General features: G+C 60.8%; 21 protein-coding genes. 10 read left to right on the top strand and 11 right to left on the bottom strand.

Features of this window, described 5'->3' with window-relative positions; all coding sequences use genetic code 11:
* Nucleotides 1-49 precede the first annotated feature (49 nt).
* From PGR6_RS17010 to PGR6_RS16995, 4 genes are all read right to left on the bottom strand, one after another.
* Nucleotides 50-430 (bottom strand): RidA family protein, encoded by a 381-nt coding sequence (locus PGR6_RS17010; protein ID WP_019580252.1) that lies wholly within the window; start codon nucleotides 428-430, stop codon nucleotides 50-52.
* A gap of 171 nt (nucleotides 431-601) precedes the next feature.
* Entirely contained in the window at nucleotides 602-928 is a 327-nt protein-coding gene (locus PGR6_RS17005; protein ID WP_064618512.1) for a hypothetical protein, read from the bottom strand.
* Nucleotides 929-992: 64 nt separating this feature from the next.
* On the bottom strand, nucleotides 993-1292 hold the full coding sequence (locus PGR6_RS17000) for a hypothetical protein (RefSeq protein WP_064618510.1): 300 nt from the start codon (nucleotides 1290-1292) through the stop codon (nucleotides 993-995).
* A 56-nt stretch (nucleotides 1293-1348) separates the two neighbouring features.
* Nucleotides 1349-2437 (bottom strand): LacI family DNA-binding transcriptional regulator, encoded by a 1089-nt coding sequence (locus tag PGR6_RS16995; RefSeq protein WP_082920876.1) that lies wholly within the window; start codon nucleotides 2435-2437, stop codon nucleotides 1349-1351.
* A gap of 138 nt (nucleotides 2438-2575) precedes the next feature.
* Between PGR6_RS16995 and PGR6_RS16990 the strand changes: the two genes are divergently transcribed.
* From PGR6_RS16990 to PGR6_RS16975, 4 genes are all read left to right on the top strand, one after another.
* Nucleotides 2576-3499, top strand: a complete 924-nt coding sequence (locus tag PGR6_RS16990) for a TIM barrel protein (protein ID WP_064618506.1) — start codon at nucleotides 2576-2578, stop codon at nucleotides 3497-3499.
* Between the two features lie 25 nt (nucleotides 3500-3524).
* Nucleotides 3525-4694, top strand: coding sequence for a Gfo/Idh/MocA family protein (locus PGR6_RS16985; protein WP_064618504.1), 1170 nt, complete (start codon nucleotides 3525-3527; stop codon nucleotides 4692-4694).
* Nucleotides 4695-4794: 100 nt separating this feature from the next.
* Nucleotides 4795-6015 (top strand): hypothetical protein, encoded by a 1221-nt coding sequence (locus PGR6_RS16980; protein ID WP_064618502.1) that lies wholly within the window; start codon nucleotides 4795-4797, stop codon nucleotides 6013-6015.
* Between the two features lie 50 nt (nucleotides 6016-6065).
* Complete coding sequence (locus PGR6_RS16975) at nucleotides 6066-6698, top strand: Vgb family protein (protein WP_064618500.1); 633 nt, start codon at nucleotides 6066-6068, stop codon at nucleotides 6696-6698.
* 18 nt (nucleotides 6699-6716) lie between these two features.
* Here the strand turns inward: PGR6_RS16975 and PGR6_RS16970 are convergent, their stop codons facing one another.
* On the bottom strand, nucleotides 6717-6986 hold the full coding sequence (locus PGR6_RS16970; RefSeq protein ID WP_064618498.1) for a hypothetical protein: 270 nt from the start codon (nucleotides 6984-6986) through the stop codon (nucleotides 6717-6719).
* 370 nt (nucleotides 6987-7356) lie between these two features.
* On the opposite strand from PGR6_RS16970, the gene PGR6_RS16965 reads away from it, so the two are divergent.
* Nucleotides 7357-8457, top strand: coding sequence for a hypothetical protein (locus tag PGR6_RS16965; protein ID WP_018930097.1), 1101 nt, complete (start codon nucleotides 7357-7359; stop codon nucleotides 8455-8457).
* A gap of 16 nt (nucleotides 8458-8473) precedes the next feature.
* Nucleotides 8474-8827, top strand: coding sequence for a DUF1428 domain-containing protein (locus PGR6_RS16960; protein WP_018930098.1), 354 nt, complete (start codon nucleotides 8474-8476; stop codon nucleotides 8825-8827).
* A 13-nt stretch (nucleotides 8828-8840) separates the two neighbouring features.
* Here the strand turns inward: PGR6_RS16960 and PGR6_RS16955 are convergent, their stop codons facing one another.
* Nucleotides 8841-9035, bottom strand: a complete 195-nt coding sequence (locus PGR6_RS16955) for a hypothetical protein (RefSeq protein ID WP_018930099.1) — start codon at nucleotides 9033-9035, stop codon at nucleotides 8841-8843.
* A gap of 125 nt (nucleotides 9036-9160) precedes the next feature.
* Between PGR6_RS16955 and thpR the strand changes: the two genes are divergently transcribed.
* The gene (thpR, locus tag PGR6_RS16950) at nucleotides 9161-9700 is read left to right on the top strand and encodes an RNA 2',3'-cyclic phosphodiesterase (protein ID WP_064618495.1); all 540 of its coding nucleotides are present in this window, start codon (nucleotides 9161-9163) and stop codon (nucleotides 9698-9700) included.
* A gap of 175 nt (nucleotides 9701-9875) precedes the next feature.
* Here the strand turns inward: thpR and PGR6_RS16945 are convergent, their stop codons facing one another.
* From PGR6_RS16945 to PGR6_RS16925, 5 genes are all read right to left on the bottom strand, one after another.
* Nucleotides 9876-10973: a polyamine ABC transporter substrate-binding protein gene (locus PGR6_RS16945; RefSeq protein WP_064618492.1), complete on the bottom strand. Its 1098-nt coding sequence runs from the start codon at nucleotides 10971-10973 to the stop codon at nucleotides 9876-9878.
* Between the two features lie 218 nt (nucleotides 10974-11191).
* Nucleotides 11192-12076 carry an ABC transporter permease subunit gene (locus PGR6_RS16940; RefSeq protein WP_018930102.1) on the bottom strand — a complete coding sequence of 295 codons (885 nt, stop codon included), beginning with the start codon at nucleotides 12074-12076 and terminating at the stop codon, nucleotides 11192-11194.
* Complete coding sequence (locus tag PGR6_RS16935) at nucleotides 12073-12954, bottom strand: ABC transporter permease subunit (protein WP_177343113.1); 882 nt, start codon at nucleotides 12952-12954, stop codon at nucleotides 12073-12075. Before PGR6_RS16935 ends, PGR6_RS16940 begins: the two co-directional genes overlap by 4 nt.
* A 29-nt stretch (nucleotides 12955-12983) precedes the next feature.
* Nucleotides 12984-14126: a polyamine ABC transporter ATP-binding protein gene (gene potA / locus PGR6_RS16930; RefSeq protein WP_064618488.1), complete on the bottom strand. Its 1143-nt coding sequence runs from the start codon at nucleotides 14124-14126 to the stop codon at nucleotides 12984-12986.
* A 230-nt stretch (nucleotides 14127-14356) separates the two neighbouring features.
* Nucleotides 14357-15118: a gamma-glutamyl-gamma-aminobutyrate hydrolase family protein gene (locus PGR6_RS16925; protein WP_018930105.1), complete on the bottom strand. Its 762-nt coding sequence runs from the start codon at nucleotides 15116-15118 to the stop codon at nucleotides 14357-14359.
* 279 nt (nucleotides 15119-15397) lie between these two features.
* Between PGR6_RS16925 and PGR6_RS16920 the strand changes: the two genes are divergently transcribed.
* From PGR6_RS16920 to PGR6_RS16910, 3 genes are all read left to right on the top strand, one after another.
* Nucleotides 15398-16774 (top strand): glutamine synthetase family protein, encoded by a 1377-nt coding sequence (locus tag PGR6_RS16920; RefSeq protein WP_018930106.1) that lies wholly within the window; start codon nucleotides 15398-15400, stop codon nucleotides 16772-16774.
* A gap of 187 nt (nucleotides 16775-16961) precedes the next feature.
* Nucleotides 16962-18452, top strand: a complete 1491-nt coding sequence (locus tag PGR6_RS16915; protein WP_064618486.1) for an aldehyde dehydrogenase — start codon at nucleotides 16962-16964, stop codon at nucleotides 18450-18452.
* Nucleotides 18453-18504: 52 nt separating this feature from the next.
* The gene (locus PGR6_RS16910; RefSeq protein ID WP_064618484.1) at nucleotides 18505-19800 is read left to right on the top strand and encodes an NAD(P)/FAD-dependent oxidoreductase; all 1296 of its coding nucleotides are present in this window, start codon (nucleotides 18505-18507) and stop codon (nucleotides 19798-19800) included.
* The last annotated feature ends 102 nt before the right edge of the window (nucleotides 19801-19902 follow it).

Here is a 19902-nt window from a genome sequence, read left to right as displayed (position 1 = left end):
TCGCCAACGTGCCCGGCGATGGCCACTCCCACCGGGCACGTTCGCGGATTTAGCCCTTGGCCGCCATCGCAGTGACTTCCACACGCATGCCTTCGACCGCCAAAGCGGCCACGCCCACGGCGGCGCGAACCGGCCAGGGCTTGGCGAAGAAGCGCTGGTAGACCTCGTTGAACGCGGCGCGGTCGGCCATGTCGGTGAGGTAGATGGTCAGATGCAGCACCCGGTCCATGGAACTGCCGGCGTTCTCCAGCGCGACCTTGAGCGCCTGCAGAGTGCACTCGCTTTGCAGGGTGATGTCGCCCAGTTCCAGGCTGCCGTCGGCGCGGGTAGGAATTTGAGTGGAGACCAGCAGGCCGCCGAAACCGGCGACGTCGGAGGAGATGGATTCCGCGTCGGGATCGGGGAGGAACGTGATGTCGTGGTTTGCCATGGGGATCTCTTGTTTGTGGGGGTGAAGGGGCGCCGGGGTATTCAATGATGCAGCGCCTTTTTTTGCGCGGCCAGTTTACAGCCTCGTCGTCGGACCGTTCGTGAATCAGCTCGAAAACTCGGAAGGCAAGCAGGCGGGGGCTCCCCGCGGCATGGCAGCCGCCCAACGCAGTCAGCTGAGCGAGGTTATTTTCAATGTCGCAATAACGTCTTTTGGCTTGCGTTTATAACAACGAACCATGTGGTCACAATAATCGCCGACGGTGTAAATGGTCAGGTTGCCAGAGCTTATGGTCTTGTACGTCTCTCTGTCGCATACATCAAGAATGTCGCCTTCAATTGCATCATATTCATTTCTAGTGAATAGACCGGAAGAACGGGTGGCTTTCAAGTCTTCCCCAAATACGTCTTCTTCATTAAGAAGGTCCACGGAAATGTTGAAGAGGCTCGCAATTCTCTGTAAGGCAAATGTACGAACGATTTCATCTGGATCGCTCATGATGCACGCTCATCTTATTGCTTCAATAAACACGGTCGCCTGATAAATAGCGCATGGCTGCAAGTCATGCTCCACGAGTGTTTAAAATTATAAATAGTGAAAGTGCTAATACAAAAATAGCTGTGACTGTGGCATAGCAAAGACCAAAGCCGATTTTGATGAGGCGTATTTCATCTGCCAGGGCTTTATAGCCGATAAAACCTCCAAGCAATGCTGAGGTGGCGATTCCGATGACTAGAATGTAGTAGGTCTTATAGGTGGGTGCAAATGCCGGGATGACAACTGCATACGATCCGCTTATCAGGGTGGTGAATATGACAATAATTTTTATTGCCGAAATAATGCTGTTTTTTGTCATGCTCATTTTTTGTTTTTCTCCTGACAAAGCACCTCGGAATGTTCTAGGCCTGCTGCCGACCACTAAACACTTTCAGCCACATCAATCTGCAACGAAAGCATGCACTTCGCTGCGCTGTCCGACGCTGGATCTATCGCGGCATCCACCATGGCCCTGACCGCCATTTGCGCCAGCGCCTCGACAGGGTGTGACAGCACGGCTTGAACGATGCCGTCACGCAGGGCTGCCCGGGTGATGGGGGTCAGGTCGTGGCACACCACGACGGGTAGCGCGATGTGCTGGGCTTTCAGTTCGCGCAAGGCGTTGATGACCCCCTCGATACCGCCACCTGCCACATACAGGCCGACAAGGTCGGGTTGGCTGGTGAGCAGGTCGAGCGTGCCGGCATAGGCGAATTCCTCGTCCTCCAGAGTCAGGCGCGTAGCCAGCAATTCCCAGTCCTGGGGTTGTTCCGACAGGAAGGAGCGAAAACTCATTTCACACAGTTCCTGGCACTGAAAGCGCTGGGTGCCGACCATCACGGCCACTGGCCCCGGTTGCGCTGCCAGGTGCTTGATGAACCAGCCGGCGGTGCGGCCCATGGCACGGTTGTCGACGCCGACATAACCGGCGCCGGCCGAGGCGCTCAGCTCGGACACCAGGGCGACCACAGGAATGCCGGCCGCTCGCAATTGCGCCATGGCCTCGCGCACAGCCGGATGGTCGGCGGCCACCACGCCCAGGGCATCGACTTCGCCCTGCAACTTGAGGATGCGTTCTGCGGTGGCGGCCGGGGCCAGGTCGTCGATGTAGTGGATCATCACCCGAACCTGGGCCCGCACACTGGCCGTCGCCGCCTCGGCCAGGGCCTTGGCCAGCCCTTGATAAAACGCCACGCCACGCTTTTGCAGCAGAAACCCCAAGCGCACGGTCGGGCGCTGCTGCAGCACTCGTTGTTCGATCACATTACGCCCGTAGAAGCCCAGTCGGGCGGCGGCCTCGGCAATGCGTTGCGCGGTATCGGCGCGCACGTTGGCCCGCAGATTCATCACCCGGTCCACGGTGGACAGGCTCACCCCGGCGGCCAGGGCCACGTCTTCCATGGTTGAACGACGACCGAGCGGGTTGTCGGCTTTTGACGAGGAATGTTCTGACGAAGAATGCTCTGACATGAAATGAAAGCCTATCTGAAACTTTTGACGGGTTTTGACAGGTATCGCTCAGGGACTATAGCAGCCGTGCATCTGCCCACCTTAGGATTTCTCCCAGCGAAACATCGCCACCCATAACAATAATCATCGGAGCCTGACATGACCCTCCACATCTCCACCGCGCCTTGTTGCTGGGGCGTCGACGACGTCAACAATCCTCATCTGCCGGCGTGGCAACAGGTTCTTGGCGAAGCGGCGCAAGCGGGGTATCGCGGCATCGAATTGGGGCCATACGGTTACCTGCCACTGGACGCCGATGCGGTGGGCTCGGTGCTGGTCAAACACGGCCTGCACGTGGTGGCCGGCACGGTGTTCGACAATCTGGTCGATCCCGCCAACCTGCCCAGCCTGCTGCATCAAACCCGTAATATCTGCGCATTGCTCAAGCAGTTGCCGGCAATTCCCCTGGAGCCGGGGCAACGTTTCGCCATGCCGTGTCTGGTGGTCATCGATTGGGGGCATGAGGAGCGTGACTACGCCGCTGGCCACTCTGACCGCGCGCCGCGCCTGGCGCCCGATGCCTGGCGGGGCATGATGGCCCATATCCGCGCCATCGCCGAGTTGGCGTGGACGGAATTCGGTGTGCGCACGGTGATTCATCCGCACGCCGGGGGCTACATCGAGTTCGCCGATGAGCTGGCCCGACTGGTCGAAGACATCCCCTACGAAGTGGCTGGCCTGTGTCTGGACACCGGCCATCTGTACTACGCCGGTATGGACCCGGTGCAGACCCTGCGCCAGTACGCGGACCGCGTGGATTACCTGCATTTCAAAGACATCGATCAGGCCGTGTTCGATCAAGTGCTGGGCGAACACATCACCTTCTTCGCCGCGTGCGCAAGAGGCGTGATGTGCCCGATCGGCCAGGGTGTCATCGACTACGGCGCCTTGCGCGAGCTGATCACCGAGATCGGTTACCAGGGTTACATCACGGTCGAGCAAGAACGTGATCCACGTAACGCCCACGGCAGTCTGCGCGACGTGGCTGCCAGCCGTGACTACCTGTCCCGGGCGGGTTTCTGATTTCTCTCATGCGAAGGACTTTTCGATGATCAATGGCAGCAAGCGAATTCCTCAACCAATCCGCTGGGCGATGGTGGGCGGCGGGTGTGACAGTCAGATCGGCTACATCCATCGTTCGGCGGCCCTGCGTGACCAGTCGTTTGCACTGGTGGCCGGTGCCTTCGACCTGGACCCGCAACGCGGTCGCGACTTCGGTGTGCAACTGGGGGTCGACCCCGAGCGTTGCTACGCCGACTATCGCAGCCTGATTGAGGGCGAAGCCGGGCGGGCGGATGGTATCCAGGCCATTTCCGTGGCGACGCCCAATGGCACTCACTTTGAAATCACCAAGGCCGCTCTGGAAGCGGGGCTGCATGTGGTCTGTGAAAAGCCGCTGTGCTTCACCCTCGAGGAGGCGCAAACCCTGCGCGAAATCGCGTTGTCGCGAAACCGGGTGGTGGGGGTGACCTACGGCTATGCCGGGCACCAGTTGATCGAGCAGGCGCGGGAAATGATCGCCCAGGGTGAGTTGGGTGAGGTGCGCATGGTGCACATGCAGTTTGCCCATGGCTTCCACTGTGAGGCGGTCGAGGCGCAGAGCGAGGCGACCAAATGGCGGGTCGATCCGCGCCTCGCTGGCCCCAGTTATGTGCTGGGAGACGTTGGCACTCATCCGCTGTACCTGTCGGAAGTCATGCTGCCCGAGCTCAAGATCAAACGGCTGTTGTGCACACGCCAGAGCTTTGTCAAAAGCCGCGCACCACTCGAGGACAACGCCTACACACTGATGGAATACGAAGGCGGGGCCATGGGCAGTGTGTGGTCGAGCGCGGTGAACGCCGGATCCATGCATGGCCAGAAAATTCGGGTGATCGGCTCCAGGGCCAGCCTTGAATGGTGGGATGAACGGCCGAACCAGCTGTCATTCGAAGTCCAGGGTAAACCTGCCCAGGTGCTGGAGCGCGGGATGGGTTATCTGCATCCCCATGCGTTGCTTGATGACCGGATCGGTGCCGGGCACCCGGAAGGGCTGTTCGATGCCTGGGCCAACCTCTATTACCGTTTCGCCTTGGCCATGGACGCCGCTAACCGTGGTGATCATGAACAACTGGCAACGCTGCGTTATCCAGACATCAATGCCGGTGTCGAAGGCGTGCGCTGGGTCGAGCGCTGCGTCCATTCTGCGGACCTGGGTGGGGTGTGGGTCGATTACTGAGTCACGGGTGCCCCTGGCGGATCGGCGTGCGGCTGAGCAGTCGTGAGATAGACTGATCAGCGGACATCGGACGGTGGGGGTCACACGTGGCGCAATTCACATGGATTCGCTGATCACCGCAGCAGCGCGTGCGCTCGCGGCGGGTGATCCGCTCGGCGCGCTGAACCGCATCGCCTTGCGCAACGACGCGCCTGCACTCGCGCTTCGAGGCATCGCGATGGCGCAACTGGGTGACCTTGTGCGGGCGAAGGCGCTGGTGCGAAGTGCCGCGCGGGCGTTCGGTGCGAAGGAGGCCTTGGCCCGCGCGCGGTGTGTTGTTGCCGAGGCCGAGATCGCGCTCGCCTCGCGTGACCTGAACTGGCCGGTGAAGGCGCTCGACACCGCGCGGGCGACGCTTCAGGCACACGGCGATTGGGTCAACGCCGTCCATGCGCGCTATCTCGAGATTCGCCGCCTGCTGCTGATCGGGCATCTCGACGAGGCCGAGGGCCGTCTCGCCGAACTCGACCCGACGCCATTACTGCCCGCGTCGAGGGCTGCTTACGAACTGGTTCTGGCGGGCATCGCGATGCGTCGTCTGCAAACGAAAGCGGCGCGCGCGGCACTTGAGCGGGCCGGGCATGCTGCGCAGCACGCGGGCATTGCGGCACTCACCGCCGAGGTCGAAAGCGCCAGGCATATCCTCGATACACCAGCGGCGCGGCTGATTATCGGTGGGCAGGAACAGCCGCTGCTGCTCGATGAGATTGAAGCGTTATTGGCATCCCCCACGCTGGTGGTGGACGCTTGCCGGTATGTGGTGCGCGACGCAGGCGCGTCGGTTTCGCTCGCCCGGCGTCCGGTGTTGTTCGCGCTCGCCCGGGCGCTGGGTGAAGCGTGGCCCGCCGATGTGCCGAGGCAAGCGCTGATTGCGCGAGCCTTCCGGATGAAGCACGCGGATGAGTCCCATCGCGCACGGTTGCGCGTCGAACTTGGGCGGCTGCGCAGGGCGCTGCACCTGATCGCCGACGTGGTCGCGACCCCGAGAGGGTTTGCGCTGGTGCCACGCATTGCGCCTGACGTCGCGGTGTTGGCGCGGCCTGTCGAAGAACAGCATGCGACGCTGCTCGCTTTTCTCGCTGACGGTGAGTCGTGGTCGAGTTCGGCCCTGGCGTTGGCGCTCGGCGCCAGTCAGCGCACCGTGCAACGAGCCCTCGACACGCTGGCGGCGACCGGCAAGGTGCAGTCGTTCGGTCACGGTCGGGCTCGTCGCTGGATGCTCCCGCCGGTACCTGGATTCGCGACGGGATTGTTACTCACGGCGTTGCTGCCCAGTGATTAGCATCCTCTTCACTACCCCAGTGAACGCAGTCAGTAAACGAGGAGCAAGACATGAAACATTCAACGGCTGAAATCATCCGCGAATACGGGCCTTTTCCGGGCATCGACCATGTGCACGGCGTCACCCATGACGGCCAGCGTGTCTGGTTTGCCTCCGGCGACAAACTCAACGCCCTGGACCCGGCCAGCGGCAAAACCCTGAAATCGATCGATGTCGCCGCCCATGCCGGCACCGCCTTCGATGGCCAGCATCTGTTTCAGATCGCCGAGGATCGCATCCAGAAGATCGACCCTCAGACCGGCCGCGTGCTCTCCACCATCCCCGCACCCGGTGGCGGTGGCGACTCGGGGCTGGCGTGGGCCGAAGGCACGCTCTGGGTCGGTGAGTATCGCGAGCGCAAGATCCATCAGGTCGATCCCCAGACCGGAGCGGTGCTGCGCACCCTCGAATCCAACCGCTTTGTTACCGGGGTGACCTGGGTCGAGGGTGATCTGTGGCATGGCACCTGGGAAGGTGACGAGAGCGAGCTGCGACGAGTCGATCCGGCCACGGGCGAGGTGTTGGAGAGCGTCCAGATGCCGGCTGGCGTCGGCGTGTCGGGGCTTGAGTTCGATGGCCACGACCGGTTTTTCTGTGGCGGCGGCAACAGCGGGAAGGTGAGAGCCGTGCGCCGGCCAGAATGACAGGCTGCACCCAGCCTGTCAGAAGGTGAACGCTTGCGCCGAGCGTGAAGGACGCTGAGTCATCTCGATTTCCAGCAGATGCTCAACCAGCACATCATTCAAAAAGCGGAACTGATCGTTAAGCCCCACCACTTCGTTACTGAAGTGGTGGGTGGCCGCCGGCATCAGCAAGGTTTCGAATTGCTTGTCGAACACCAGCGCGACGGCTTTGCGAGAGACGACCTGTTGCGAATAGTAGTTGCTGCCGAACACCGGAAAGCTCACGGCGAGGTTGACGGAATAGATCATGATGTCGGCTCCTCGGTTTGACCGATATCCAGCACCAGGCGGGAAAACAGGGTCAGGGTGATGGCCGTCAGGGCCAGGCAGGTCAGAAGGTGGATCAACATGGTCTGCCCCTCCGATGCGGGGTTTGAGTGGCGATGAGTTGATCCTGCACCTGACGGTTTTTTTGCGGAAGGCATTCGCGGCGATGGTGAATATCGACGTGGATGATGGTGGCGTTCCTCGATGGACTTGCGGGTCTGCTCGCGCAGGTATTTTTGAGGGCGCTACCACACTTCCTGACGGACGGCCCCCAGCCCCGACCTATACTCAAATCAACATGCTTTTACGCGTCGAACGCTCCGTTCGACGCAGACTGTAGGACACTGCGATCTTGAACCTGCGTTCGCTGATCGTCGCTGTGTTGGTGGTACTGGCGGGATGCGTAACGACTGCGCGTGCCCCGGTAGTCGTGGCGCCGGTAGTGGTTTCCCAGAGCACCTGGCAGCAGGTTGACCAGGAAATTGTCGCGGCTTCGCAGCAGGCCACCGAACAGGCCAGGGTCTATGCCCGCGGATCCATGGAGCATTGGCGCACGCGGGTTTACGAACAGACCGAAGAAGTCTTCATTCCGTGGTTCAGCAGCTATTGGACCCAGGAATGGCTGTCGATGAAGGTCAGCTGGTACACCCTCAGTGCCGGGGGTGAGCAGGATGCCTCGGCCAAACGCCTGGCGGCCTATCTGTTGGAGCAATATCACCACAAAGTGCTGGACCCGGTAGCGGTGGAGATCGATCCCGACGAGATCCTCGGGCAGGCGACAGCGTATTACGTGCAAGCTCTCGGCCAGCAACTTCAGGTCATCTCCCAGCGTCATGGCGTGCCGATGGCGCAGCTCAACGACCGTATCCAGAAAATTCCGGCGATTTCGCTGGGACCGCCGCCCGCCCGTGACGCATCGCTGTATCAGGTGGTGCACAGTGAACCGCTGACTAAGTTGCCGGCCTACGCGGCGTTGATCGACAAGATCCACACGGCAGGCGGTGAGAAGGGCATTGCCTCGACGGACGCCGGCATGACGCCAGTGGCCAAGCGCGCGAGCAAACGAATGGAAGCCGAAATGGCCCCACGAGGCGCGGCTGGTGCCGTGGCGGCAGCGGCGGGGAAACTGGCCGGGGCGGTGATTTCCCTGGGAGTGGCGGGGGTGCGTGCGGTTATTCAAGCCAACGACCGACCCGATAGCGAGGCGCTGATCCGCAGCAGCCTGGGCGACTCATTCGACAAGGCGTGGCTGAAGCTGGTGCAAAACCCTACCACCGGTGTCATGGCCGGAACGCTGTACATGGCCGGGCAAATCGAAGGCGGCTTGGCCCAGTCCCTGGCCCAGCCTGTTGCACAACCTGTTGCTCAGCCCGTCGAACCGTCGGTCGGCTTGGGTGCGGGAACTGTCGATTGGAGCCACGCTGGATCGACTACCCAGCAGATCAACCCATAACCCGAGGAGAATGATCATGGCTTACGTTGATGGCTTCGTCGCAGCGGTGCCCAAGGCCAACCGCGAAAAGTTCAAGAAACACGCGGAGTCCGCCGCCGCGATTTTCAAGGAAAACGGCGCGCTCAGCCTCGCTGAATGCTGGGGCGACGACGTGCCTGATGGCAAAGTGACGTCGTTTCCCATGGCGGTCAAACTCAAGGAAGACGAGACCGTGGTGTTTTCCTGGATCGTCTGGCCGGACAAGGCCACCCGTGACGCCGGCATGGCGAAACTGATGAGCGATCCGCGGATGCAACCGGACGTCAATCCGATGCCGTTCGACGGCCAGCGGGCGATTTTTGGTGGTTTCGAAATGCTCGTCAAAGCCTGAAGAGGCGGCAGGATCACTCCGGCGTCGGGGTGATCCTGCAGCTTTTGCGATTGCGAATCTCGCTGTCCGACGGCCGCTCCTTGATGAACTCGAAGCGCGGCTCGCCTTCGTTGTAATGAACCAGCCAGCCCCACTCCAGCTCGGACTCATCCTGGCCGGGCTTCGGTGGTACGGCCCACCATGGCTCTTTGCTGATGACCTGACGCATGGCGTCCTCCCGTCGATTCGGTTGCTTCAACTATAACGCGCATGCCGGCAGCTGCCAGAAATGGGCTTGCTGGCGGGGTATCCCTTTGTAAAATCAAAGGGTCCCCAAGCATTGAGGTGCCAGACATGAGCGATGAAACCCGCGAGCCGTTCAAACGGCTGTTTTTCGCCCTGAACTGCGCTCCCGAACAACGCCGGGCCATCGCCCAATGGCGCAGCGCGCTGGGGCTCAACATCGGGCGCCCGGTGCCGGCGGAAAACTTTCATCTGACCCTGCTGTTTCTCGGCACGGTGGGCATGGCGCAAATAGCCGGTGTCTGCAAGGCCGCTGCCAATATCCGCACGTCCGGCGTGCCGTTGACGGTGGTGCTGGATCGGCTGGACGTCTGGCGTCGCTCCGGGGTGTTGCTGCTGGCGCCCGCGCAGGCTGCACCGGAGCTGCTGCGCCTGGTGTATGCGCTGGAGCAGGCCATGCTGCCGTTCGGTTTTGAAGACACCCATCGGGAATTTCGCCCGCATTTGACCCTGATGCGCGACTACCGGGCGCCGGTCCCCGAATCCGCGACGCCGCCGGAGTTTTACCTGCGCGCCGATCGCTTCAGCCTGTTCGAGTCCCATAAAGGCCGATACATAGCGCTGGCCGAGTGGCCGCTGGTCACTTCATAAGCCCACAAAAAAAGGCGCCCGAGGGCGCCTGAATTCACCTAAACCGAGGAAGCCAGGTGAAGCCGTTCTGCAGAGAGGAGTGCAGCGGTGGTAAGGCGCTGCGTGAACGGAAAAGGGAAAGCTGTAATGGATGATCGTTCCCACGCGGAGCATGGGGACGATCAGTGAGGCGGGATTACTTGCCCAGCTTCACCCGCGTCCAGCCCCGGGTCATGATCCGCTGGGTGGCAATCGGCATGTCAGGAATGGCATACAACGTCGCCATCACCGCTTGTGGCGGATACGATCCCGGGTCGTCACGAATCGCTTCGTCCACCAACGGCGTGGCCGCCGTGTTGGCATTGCTGTAGCCGATGCTGTTGGTGACTTCGGCGATGATGTCCGGACGCATCAGGAAGTTCATGAACAGGTAGGCGTTGTCGACGTTGGCGGCGTCCCGGGGGATGGCGACCATGTCGTAAAAGCTGCCGGCGCCTTCTTTCGGGATGCTGTACTCGATCTTGACCTTGTCGCCGGCTTCCTGGGCGCGGGCCTTGGCTTGCAGCACGTCGCCGGAGTAACCGACGGCGACGCAGATGTTGCCGTTGGCCAGGTCGGAGATGTATTTCGACGAATGAAAGTAGGCCACCGATGGCCGGATCTTCATGAACAGCGCCTCGGCTTCGGTGATTTGCGCCTTGTCCCGGGAGTTCACCGGATAGCCCAGATAGTGCAGGGCAGCCGGAAGCATTTCCGTCGGTGAATCAAGAAAGCTGATGCCACAGGCTTTGAGCTTGGCGGCGTTTTCCGGTTTGAACAGCAAGTCCCAGGAATTCACCGGGGCATCTGTGCCGAGCACTTCCTTGACCTTGGCCGGGTTGTAACCGATGCCGATCGAACCCCACATGTACGGGAAGGCGTGGCCGTTATCCGGGTCGCTGGCCGAGGCGTTTTTCAGCAGCACCGGGTTGAGATTCTTCCAGTTCGGCAGCTTCGATTTGTCCAGTTCCTGATAGACCCCGGCCTTGATCTGCTTGGCCAGGAAACTGTTGGACGGCACCACGATGTCATAGCCCGATTTTCCCGCCAGCAGCCGTGCCTCAAGGGTTTCGTTACTGTCGAACACATCGTAGGTCACGCGGATACCGGTCTCGTCTTCGAACTTCTTGACGGTGTCCGGGGCGATGTAATCCGACCAGTTGTAGACGCGCAGTACCTTGTCATTGGCCTGGGCGCCAGCGGTGATTGCGCCCAATAAGGACAGTGTCAGCAGAGTCCTGCCAAACATTTTCATCGGTACAACTCCATTCTTTTTATTCAAATCGCATAAAACAAAAATGCGGTGAACACGAAACCTGTGGCTAGCGGACTTACCTGTGGCGAGGGAGCTTGCTCCCGCTGGGCTGCGTAGCGGCCCCAAAATTCTGGCAACCCATACCTATTTGTGAATGCTGCGCACTCAAGCGCGAGCAAGCTCGCTCGCCACAGGTCAGTGCTCACTTGACAGTGGCACTAGACCGTCGCTTCTACCATTTGCTTTTTCGGTTGTTGCCAGGACTCGCTGGCAGTCTGGTCCATCGCTTCCTGAATCGCTCGTTTGCGGGTGGCTTCGGCCCTGCGGCTGAAATACCAGACCATGAACGTGACGATCGACACCGCCAGCAGAATCAGGCTGGCCACGGCATTGATCTCAGGCTTAACGCCCAGGCGCACCGCCGAGAACACTTCCATCGGCAGGGTCGTGGAGCCTGGCCCCGACACGAAGCTCGCCAACACCAAATCATCCAGCGACAAGGCAAACGACATCATGCCGCCGGCCGCCAGTGACGGCGCGATCATTGGAATGGTGATCAGGAAGAACACCTTGAGCGGCCGTGCACCGAGGTCCATGGCCGCTTCTTCGATGGACAAATCCAGCTCACGCAAGCGCGCCGACACCACCACCGCCACATAGGCTGCACAGAATGTGGTGTGAGCGATCCAGATGGTGACGATGCCGCGCTCCTGCGGCCAGCCGATCATCTGCGCCATGGCCACGAACAGCAGCAGCAGCGACAGACCGGTGATCACTTCCGGCATCACCAGCGGCGCCGTCACCAAGCCACCGAACAGCGTACGGCCCTTGAAGCGGGTCACGCGGGTCAGCACGAACGCCGCCAATGTACCGAGCGCCACCGCGGCAATCGCCGTGTAGCAGGCGATTTCCAGCGAGCGCACCACCGAGCCCATCAGTTGCGTGTTGTCGAGCAGGCCGACATACCACTTCACCGACCAGCCGCCCCACACCGTCACCAGCTTCGAGGCGTTGAACGAGTAGATCACCAGAATCAGCATCGGCAGGTAGATAAACGACAGGCCGAGCACCAGCATCAATCGTGAAAATCCGAAACGGTTCATCCCCGTCCCTCCATCTCTTTGGCCTGGCTACGGTTGAACAGCAGAATCGGCACAATCAGGATCGCCAGCATCACCACCGCCAGGGCGGACGCCACCGGCCAGTCGCGGTTGTTGAAGAACTCCTGCCACAGCACGCGGCCGATCATCAGGGTTTCCGGGCCACCCAACAGTTCCGGAATCACGAACTCACCGACCACCGGAATGAACACCAGCATGCAGCCTGCGATGATCCCGTTCTTGGCCAGCGGCACGGTGATTTTCCAGAAGTTGTTGAAGTTGCTCGAACCCAGGTCCGACGCGGCTTCCAGCAGGCTGCCATCGTGCTTCACCAGGTTGGCGTACAGCGGCAGCACCATGAACGGCAGGTACGCGTAGACCACCCCGATGTACACGGCGGTGTTGGTGTTGAGGATCTCGATCGGCTGTGACGTGAGCCCGCTCCACATCAGGAACGCATTGAGCAATCCGTTGTTGCTGAGGATGCCCATCCACGCATACACGCGGATCAGGATCGCGGTCCAGGTCGGCATCATGATCAACAGCAGCAAGACGTTTTGCGCTTCCTTGCTGGCCTTGGTAATCGCATAAGCCATCGGGAAACCGATCACCAGGCACATCAGCGTACTTAAGAATGCGACCTTCAACGAGCCAAAGTAAGCCGAGATGTACAACTCATCTTCGGTCAGCAGCGAGTAGTTGCCGAGGTTCAGCAGCAGCTGAAATTTCTGTTCGGCGAAGGTGTAAATCTCGGAGTAGGGCGGAATGGCCAGGGCTGCTTCCGAGAAGCTGATCTTCATCACCAGGAAGAACGGCAACAGGAAAAACAGGCACAGCCACAGGAATGGAATGCCGATGACCATTTTGCGGCCACTGGGCACCAGGCGCAGGAACTGCTGATTGAAGGTTCTCATGAGCGCAGTACCACGCCGCTGTCGTCTTCCCACCACACGTAGACCTGATCGTCCCATGTCGGGCGTGCGCCACGGCGTTCGGCGTTGGCCATGAACGACTGGACGATCTTGCCGCCAGGCAGCTCCACATAAAACACCGAGTGGCCACCGAGGTAGGCGATGTCGTGCACCTTGCCTTCGGACCAGTTGTAGCGGGTCTCGGGCTTGAGGGTGCTGACCAGCATTTTTTCCGGACGGATAGCGTAGGTGATCGACTTGTCCTGCACCGAGGTACTCACGCCGTGGCCGACGTAAATCTTCTGCGCAAGGTCCGGGCTGTGGATGATCGCGTGACCTTCCAGGTCTTCCACAACGGTGCCGTCGAAGGCGTTCACGTTGCCGATGAACTCGCAGACCATGCGGCTGACCGGTGCTTCATAGATGTCGACCGGGCTGCCGATCTGGGCAATCCAGCCCAGGTGCATGATCGCGATGCGCTCGGCCATGGTCATGGCTTCTTCCTGGTCGTGGGTCACCATCACGCAGGTCACGCCGACGCGCTCGATGATTTCCACCAGCTCCAGTTGCATCTGCGAACGCAGCTTTTTATCCAGTGCGCCCATCGGTTCATCGAGCAGCAACAGCTTCGGTCGCTTGGCCAACGAACGCGCCAGTGCCACACGCTGACGCTGACCGCCGGACAACTGATGCGGCTTGCGTTTGGCGTATTGGGTCATGTGCACCAGGCGCAGCATTTCTTCGACACGGGCGTCGATTTCGCTGGCGGGCAAACGGTCCTGCTTGAGGCCGAAGGCGATGTTCTGCGCCACCGTCATGTGCGGGAACAGCGCATAGGACTGGAACATCATGTTGATCGGCCGTTCGTAGGGCGGCATGTCAGTGATGTCGACACCGTCGAGCAGAATCCGCCCTTCGGTCGGGCGCTCGAAGCCGGCGAGCATGCGCAGCAGCGTCGATTTGCCCGAGCCGGAGCCACCGAGCAAGGCGAAGATTTCGCCTTGATGGATTTCCAGGGACACATCGTCCACGGCGGTGGTTTCGTCGAATTTCTTGGTGACGCGGTCGACTTTCACCAGCACCTTTTTCAGTGCCTGGTGACCATCAAGAGCCTTCCTGTAGATGCTGGAGGCGTTTGCCATATGAAACTCCCAACAGGTTTCAGTCGTCGGGCCAACACGGCCTGACTTAAGAGTGGATTGCAAACCCGGGCCGGGCGATACGCTGGCGCTCGGGCTTATTCGGCACCGCCGTCCTGGCTGCCTGGTCGTGCTTGTTGTTATTGCGGTTCATCTATTACGTGAGCCACCGGCGCGCAAAGGCACGCCCGCCAGACTCACGGGGGCAGTCAATCGATTGGTAATGTCTGAAGTCAGCGCGTATTGCGCAGCGCCGCCCGTTGTCGGCACGCCTCGCCAAACGCCTGGAAAATACTCAAGTAAGGGGGATTCGAAAGCACCTGCCATTCCGGGTGCCATTGCACGCCGACGGCGAAGGTCTTGCTGTGCTCGACGGAGATCGCCTCGATCAAACCATCCGGCGCGATCGCCTCAGCGCGCAGGCCGGGTGCGAGTCGGTCGATGCCCTGGCTGTGAATCGAATTGACCTGGAATACCTGTGGCAGGTCCAGTGCTTCGAACACACCGCCCGGTTGCACATTCACTGCATGGGCCGCTGCGTACTGCACGGCCAGATCGGGACTGTCCGCTTCCCGGTGATCGAGCATGCCGGGCAGTTCGTGCACCTTCTGATGCAGGCTGCCGCCGAACGCCACGTTCATTTCCTGAAAGCCCCGGCAGATGCCGAGCACCGGAACACCGGCGGCGATGGCTGCACGCAATAAGGGCAGGGTGGTGGCGTCCCGTTGCGGATCGTGATCCGTACCGGGAGCGCTGGCCGGGCCTTGATAGTGGAAAGGCTCCACATTCGACGGCGAGCCGGTCAGCAACAGACCGTCGAGCTGCGCGAGCAGCGCATCGGTTTCGGTCAGGTCGCCTAAGGAAGGAATGACCACTGGCAGCCCCAATGCCGCGACGCTGACAGCACGCAAGTACTTGTCGCCGCTGACGTGGTAGGGGTGCAGGCCAATCTGTTTGACGCACGCAGTAACGCCGATCAATGGCTTGAATGCCATTTTTATCACCTCGAAGTTTCACACTTGAACGAGCTTTTCCGGAGCTTAGCCTTGTTGATTTTAATTAACAACTCTCATGTAAAAAATTCTAAACGCCGAACGTCCGATGCTGAGGGTCTGCGCGGTGTGCAAGCCTGATATGGCACTCTGGCGCCCAAAAAAGGCCAGAAAATAAAGGCTGAAAGGCCATGTGTTCGCTATTGACTTCACTTTGCCGTTCGGGTTGACTGGCTCTCGCAAGTGAAGTGAACATAATAATTAACAGCTAATAGGTGCATCATGTCGGTCCCTCTGCGTGCCGTTCAACTCAACGAAGCAAACGCATTCCTTAAGCAACATCCTGAGGTTTTGTACGTCGACCTTCTGATTGCGGATATGAACGGCGTGGTGCGCGGCAAGCGCATCGAGCGCACCAGTCTCCACAAGGTCTACGAAAAAGGCATCAACCTGCCGGCGTCGCTGTTTGCCCTGGACATCAACGGTTCCACGGTGGAAAGCACCGGCCTGGGGCTGGACATCGGCGACTCGGATCGCATCTGCTATCCCATCCCCGATACCCTCAGCATCGAACCCTGGCAGAAGCGCCCGACCGCGCAGTTGCTGATGACCATGCACGAGCTCGAAGGCCAGCCGTTCTTTGCTGACCCGCGCGAAGTGCTGCGTCAGGTGGTGAGCAAGTTCGATGACATGGGCCTGACCATTTGCGCGGCGTTCGAACTGGAGTTCTACCTGATCGACCAGGACAACGTGAACGGTCGTCCGCAGTCGCCACGCTCGCCGGTGTCGGGCAAGCGTCCGCACTCGACGCAGGTGTACCTGATCGACGATCTGGACGAATACGTCGACTGCCTGCAAGACATCCTCGAGGGCGCGAAAGAGCAGGGCATCCCGGCTGACGCGATCGTCAAGGAAAGCGCCCCGGCGCAATTCGAAGTCAACCTGCATCACGTCTCCGACCCTATAAAGGCTTGCGACTACGCGGTGCTGCTCAAGCGTCTGGTGAAGAACATCGCCTACGACCACGAGATGGACACCACGTTTATGGCCAAGCCATATCCGGGTCAGGCGGGCAACGGTTTGCACGTGCACATCTCGATTCTCGACAAGCAAGGCAACAACATCTTCGCCAGCGAGGATCCCGAGCAGAACGCCGCGCTGCGACACGCGATCGGCGGTGTGCTCGAGACCCTGCCGGCGCAGATGGCGTTCCTCTGCCCGAACGTCAACTCCTACCGTCGTTTCGGCGCGCAGTTCTACGTACCGAACTCGCCAAGCTGGGGCATCGACAACCGTACCGTGGCGGTGCGCGTACCCACCGGTTCGGCGGATGCCGTGCGCATCGAGCATCGTGTCGCCGGTGCCGATGCCAACCCGTACCTGCTGATGGCCTCGGTACTGGCCGGCATTCACCACGGCTTGACCAACGAAATCGAGCCGGGCGCCCCGGTTGAAGGCAATAGCTACGAGCAGAACGAGCAAAGCCTGCCGAACAACCTGCGCGACGCATTGCGTGAACTGGACGACAGCGAAGTCATGGCGCGCTACATCGACCCGCTGTACATCGACGTGTTCGTGGCGTGCAAGGAAAGCGAGCTGGCCGAGTTCGAGAACTCCATTTCAGACCTTGAGTACAACTGGTACCTGCACACGGTTTAACGGGGGCTGACACTAAACCTGTGGCGAGGGAGCTTGCTCCCGCTAGGTCGCGAAGCGACCCCTCCTTCTACCTGAAAAGAAGGGGACTGCTGCGCAGTCCAGCGGGAGCAAGCTCCCTCGCCACAAGTTCTCATCGCTTGCCCATCGGTTAACACGATCACTTATTCCTCTGCGTAGAGTCACAACCATGACAAACACTCGCAGCGACTGGGAGCAACGCTTCCAGTCCTTGACACTAGAAGGCCGCGCATTCATCGACGGCCAATACTGCCCGGCACTCAGCGGCGACACCTTCGAATGCATCAGCCCGGTCGACGGCCGCTTTCTGGCGAACATCGCCAGCACCGACGAAGCCGACGCCAATGCGGCAGTCACCGTCGCGCGTCGTGCATTTGAATCCGGCATCTGGGCGCGGTTGGCACCCGCAGAACGCAAGCGCATCTTGATTCGCTTCGCGGACTTGATCCTGGCCAACCAGGAAGAACTGGCGCTGCTGGAAACCCTCGACATGGGTAAACCGATCAGCGATTCCATGGCCATCGACATTCCAGCGGCCGCCAACGCGATCCGCTGGAGCGCCGAAGCCATCGACAAAATCTACGACGAAGTCGCCGCCACCCCGCACGACCAATTGGGCCTCGTCACTCGTGAGCCGGCAGGCGTTGTCGCCGCAATCGTGCCGTGGAACTTCCCGCTGATCATGGCCAGCTGGAAGTTCGCCCCGGCCCTGGCGGCAGGCAACTCGTTCATCCTCAAGCCCTCGGAAAAATCACCACTGACGGCGATTCGTATCGCGCAACTGGCCCTCGACGCCGGCATTCCCAAAGGCGTGTTCAACGTGTTGCCGGGCTTCGGTCACACCGTCGGCAAGGCGCTGGCGTTGCACATGGACGTCGACGTGCTGGCCTTCACTGGCTCCACCGCGATTGCCAAGCAACTGATGATCTACGCCGGGCAAAGCAACATGAAGCGCGTGTGGCTGGAGGCGGGCGGCAAGAGCCCGAACGTGGTGTTCGCCGACGCGCCGGACTTGCGCGCAGCGGCTCGAGCGGCGGCCAGTGCGATTGCCTTCAACCAGGGCGAAGTCTGCACCGCCGGCTCGCGCCTGCTGGTGGAGCGCTCGATCCGCGAGCAGTTCATTCCGTTGCTGGTGGAAGCGCTGCAAGCCTGGAAACCGGGGCATGCGCTCGACCCTGAAACCACCGTCGGCGCCGTCGTCGATCAGCGCCAATTGGACAATGTGCTGCGCTACATCCAGGTCGGCAAAGACCAGGGCGCGCAACTGATTGCTGGCGGCAGTCGCACCCTCGAAGGCACCGGTGGCCTGTATGTGGAGCCAGCGATATTCGACGGCGTGACCAACGCCATGACCATCGCCCGGGAAGAAATCTTCGGCCCGGTGCTGTCGCTGATCACCTTTGACACCGCTGAAGAAGCGCTGCAGATCGCCAACGACAGCATCTTCGGCCTCGCCGCCGGCGTCTGGACCAGCAACCTCAGCAAGGCGCACACCTTCGCTCGCGGCTTGCGCGCCGGCAGTGTCTGGGTCAACCAGTACGACGGCGGCGACATGACCGCGCCGTTCGGCGGGTTCAAGCAGTCGGGTAACGGTCGGGACAAATCGCTGCACGCGTTCGACAAGTACACCGAACTCAAAGCGACCTGGATCAAGCTCTAACACTTTTGCAGCGGCGGTCGCCGGCATAGGCCGGCGGCCCTCGGAGAAATGTATGAAACACAGCTCTACACAAAATCATGTAAACAGCTATTACGCCGCAACCCGCAACCAGACCGGCGATTACCCGGTGCTTGAAGAACTGGTGGAATGCGATGTCTGCGTGATCGGCGCCGGCTACACCGGGCTGTCCTCGGCGCTGTTCCTCAGCGAAGCGGGCTATAGCGTAACGGTACTGGAAGCCGCCAAAGTCGGCTTCGGCGCCAGCGGTCGCAACGGCGGCCAACTGGTCAACTCCTACAGCCGCGACGTCGATGTAATCGAAGAGCGCTACGGCGACAGAACTGCCGAAGTGCTCGGCAGCATGATCTTCGAAGGCGCCGACATCATCCGTTCGCGTATCAAGGAGTACGACATCAAATGCGACTACCGCCCCGGCGGCATCTTCGCAGCGCTGAACAAGAAGCAACTCAACGGCCTGGCCGAGCAGAAGCGTAACTGGGAACGCTACGGCAACAACAACCTGAAAATGCTCGACGCCTCGGACATCCAGCGCGAAGTCGGTTGCGACAACTACGTCGGCGGCTTGCTGGACATGCAGGGCGGCCACATCCACCCACTGAACCTGGCCCTCGGCGAAGCTGCCGCGATCATTCGCCAGGGCGGCAAAATCTACGAACAATCCGCCGCCGTGGACATCTCCTACGGCGAGCCAATCACTGTGCGCACCGCCAAAGGCGTGGTGCGGGCCAAGTACCTGCTGATCGCCGGCAACGCCTACCTGCCGCAAGACCTCGACAACCGCGTGACCCGCAAAAGCATGCCCTGCGGTTCGCAAATCGTCGTCACCGAGCCGTTGTCGGAGAAGATCGCCCGCAGCCTGATCACCAATAACTACTGTGTCGAAGACTGCAATTACCTGCTCGACTACTACCGCCTCACCGCCGACAACCGCCTGCTGTACGGCGGCGGCGTGGTCTACGGCGCCCGCGAGCCGGACGACATCGAACAACTGATCCGCCCGAAGATCCTCAAGACCTTCCCGCAACTCAAGGACGTGAAAATCGACTACCGCTGGACCGGCAACTTCCTGCTGACCATGTCCCGCATGCCGCAATTCGGCCGCATCGAGAAAAACGCCTACTACATGCAAGGCTACAGCGGCCACGGCGTCACTTGCTCGCACCTGGCTGGCAAACTGATCTCGGAAATGATTCGCGGCGACGCCGAACGCTTCGACGCCTTCGCCTCCCTGCCACACATGCCGATGCTCGGCGGCCGCACTTTCCAGGCCCCACTCACCGCCATGGGCGCGGCGTATTACGCCTTGCGAGACCGCTTCGGCATCTAGGTTGAACCTGCCGGCGGTCTCCGCCGGCCAAGGCTACGCATCACTCCCGTGGCGAGGGAGCTTGCTCCCGCTGGGGCGCGAAGCGGCCCCGCTTTTTGCCAT

The organism is Pseudomonas sp. GR 6-02, assembly GCF_001655615.1.
Taxonomy (GTDB): Bacteria; Pseudomonadota; Gammaproteobacteria; order Pseudomonadales; family Pseudomonadaceae; genus Aquipseudomonas.
Note: the sequence above shows the minus strand (reverse complement) of the source record. Positions and strands in the feature narration are given on the sequence as shown.

Coding starts and splice junctions, on each gene's coding strand:
- PGR6_RS16960 (WP_018930098.1), top strand. CDS start 8,474: ATGGCTTACGTTGATGGCTTCGTCGCAGCGGTGCCCAAGGCCAACCGC.
- PGR6_RS16910 (WP_064618484.1), top strand. CDS start 18,505: ATGAAACACAGCTCTACACAAAATCATGTAAACAGCTATTACGCCGCA.
- PGR6_RS16970 (WP_064618498.1), bottom strand. CDS start 6,986: ATGATCTATTCCGTCAACCTCGCCGTGAGCTTTCCGGTGTTCGGCAGC.
- PGR6_RS16915 (WP_064618486.1), top strand. CDS start 16,962: ATGACAAACACTCGCAGCGACTGGGAGCAACGCTTCCAGTCCTTGACA.
- PGR6_RS17010 (WP_019580252.1), bottom strand. CDS start 430: ATGGCAAACCACGACATCACGTTCCTCCCCGATCCCGACGCGGAATCC.
- PGR6_RS16925 (WP_018930105.1), bottom strand. CDS start 15,118: ATGGCATTCAAGCCATTGATCGGCGTTACTGCGTGCGTCAAACAGATT.
- PGR6_RS16975 (WP_064618500.1), top strand. CDS start 6,066: ATGAAACATTCAACGGCTGAAATCATCCGCGAATACGGGCCTTTTCCG.
- thpR (WP_064618495.1), top strand. CDS start 9,161: ATGAGCGATGAAACCCGCGAGCCGTTCAAACGGCTGTTTTTCGCCCTG.
- PGR6_RS17000 (WP_064618510.1), bottom strand. CDS start 1,292: ATGAGCATGACAAAAAACAGCATTATTTCGGCAATAAAAATTATTGTC.
- PGR6_RS16980 (WP_064618502.1), top strand. CDS start 4,795: ATGGATTCGCTGATCACCGCAGCAGCGCGTGCGCTCGCGGCGGGTGAT.
- PGR6_RS17005 (WP_064618512.1), bottom strand. CDS start 928: ATGAGCGATCCAGATGAAATCGTTCGTACATTTGCCTTACAGAGAATT.
- PGR6_RS16995 (WP_082920876.1), bottom strand. CDS start 2,437: ATGTCAGAGCATTCTTCGTCAGAACATTCCTCGTCAAAAGCCGACAAC.
- potA (WP_064618488.1), bottom strand. CDS start 14,126: ATGGCAAACGCCTCCAGCATCTACAGGAAGGCTCTTGATGGTCACCAG.
- PGR6_RS16945 (WP_064618492.1), bottom strand. CDS start 10,973: ATGAAAATGTTTGGCAGGACTCTGCTGACACTGTCCTTATTGGGCGCA.
- PGR6_RS16985 (WP_064618504.1), top strand. CDS start 3,525: ATGATCAATGGCAGCAAGCGAATTCCTCAACCAATCCGCTGGGCGATG.
- PGR6_RS16940 (WP_018930102.1), bottom strand. CDS start 12,076: ATGAACCGTTTCGGATTTTCACGATTGATGCTGGTGCTCGGCCTGTCG.
- PGR6_RS16990 (WP_064618506.1), top strand. CDS start 2,576: ATGACCCTCCACATCTCCACCGCGCCTTGTTGCTGGGGCGTCGACGAC.
- PGR6_RS16920 (WP_018930106.1), top strand. CDS start 15,398: ATGTCGGTCCCTCTGCGTGCCGTTCAACTCAACGAAGCAAACGCATTC.
- PGR6_RS16955 (WP_018930099.1), bottom strand. CDS start 9,035: ATGCGTCAGGTCATCAGCAAAGAGCCATGGTGGGCCGTACCACCGAAG.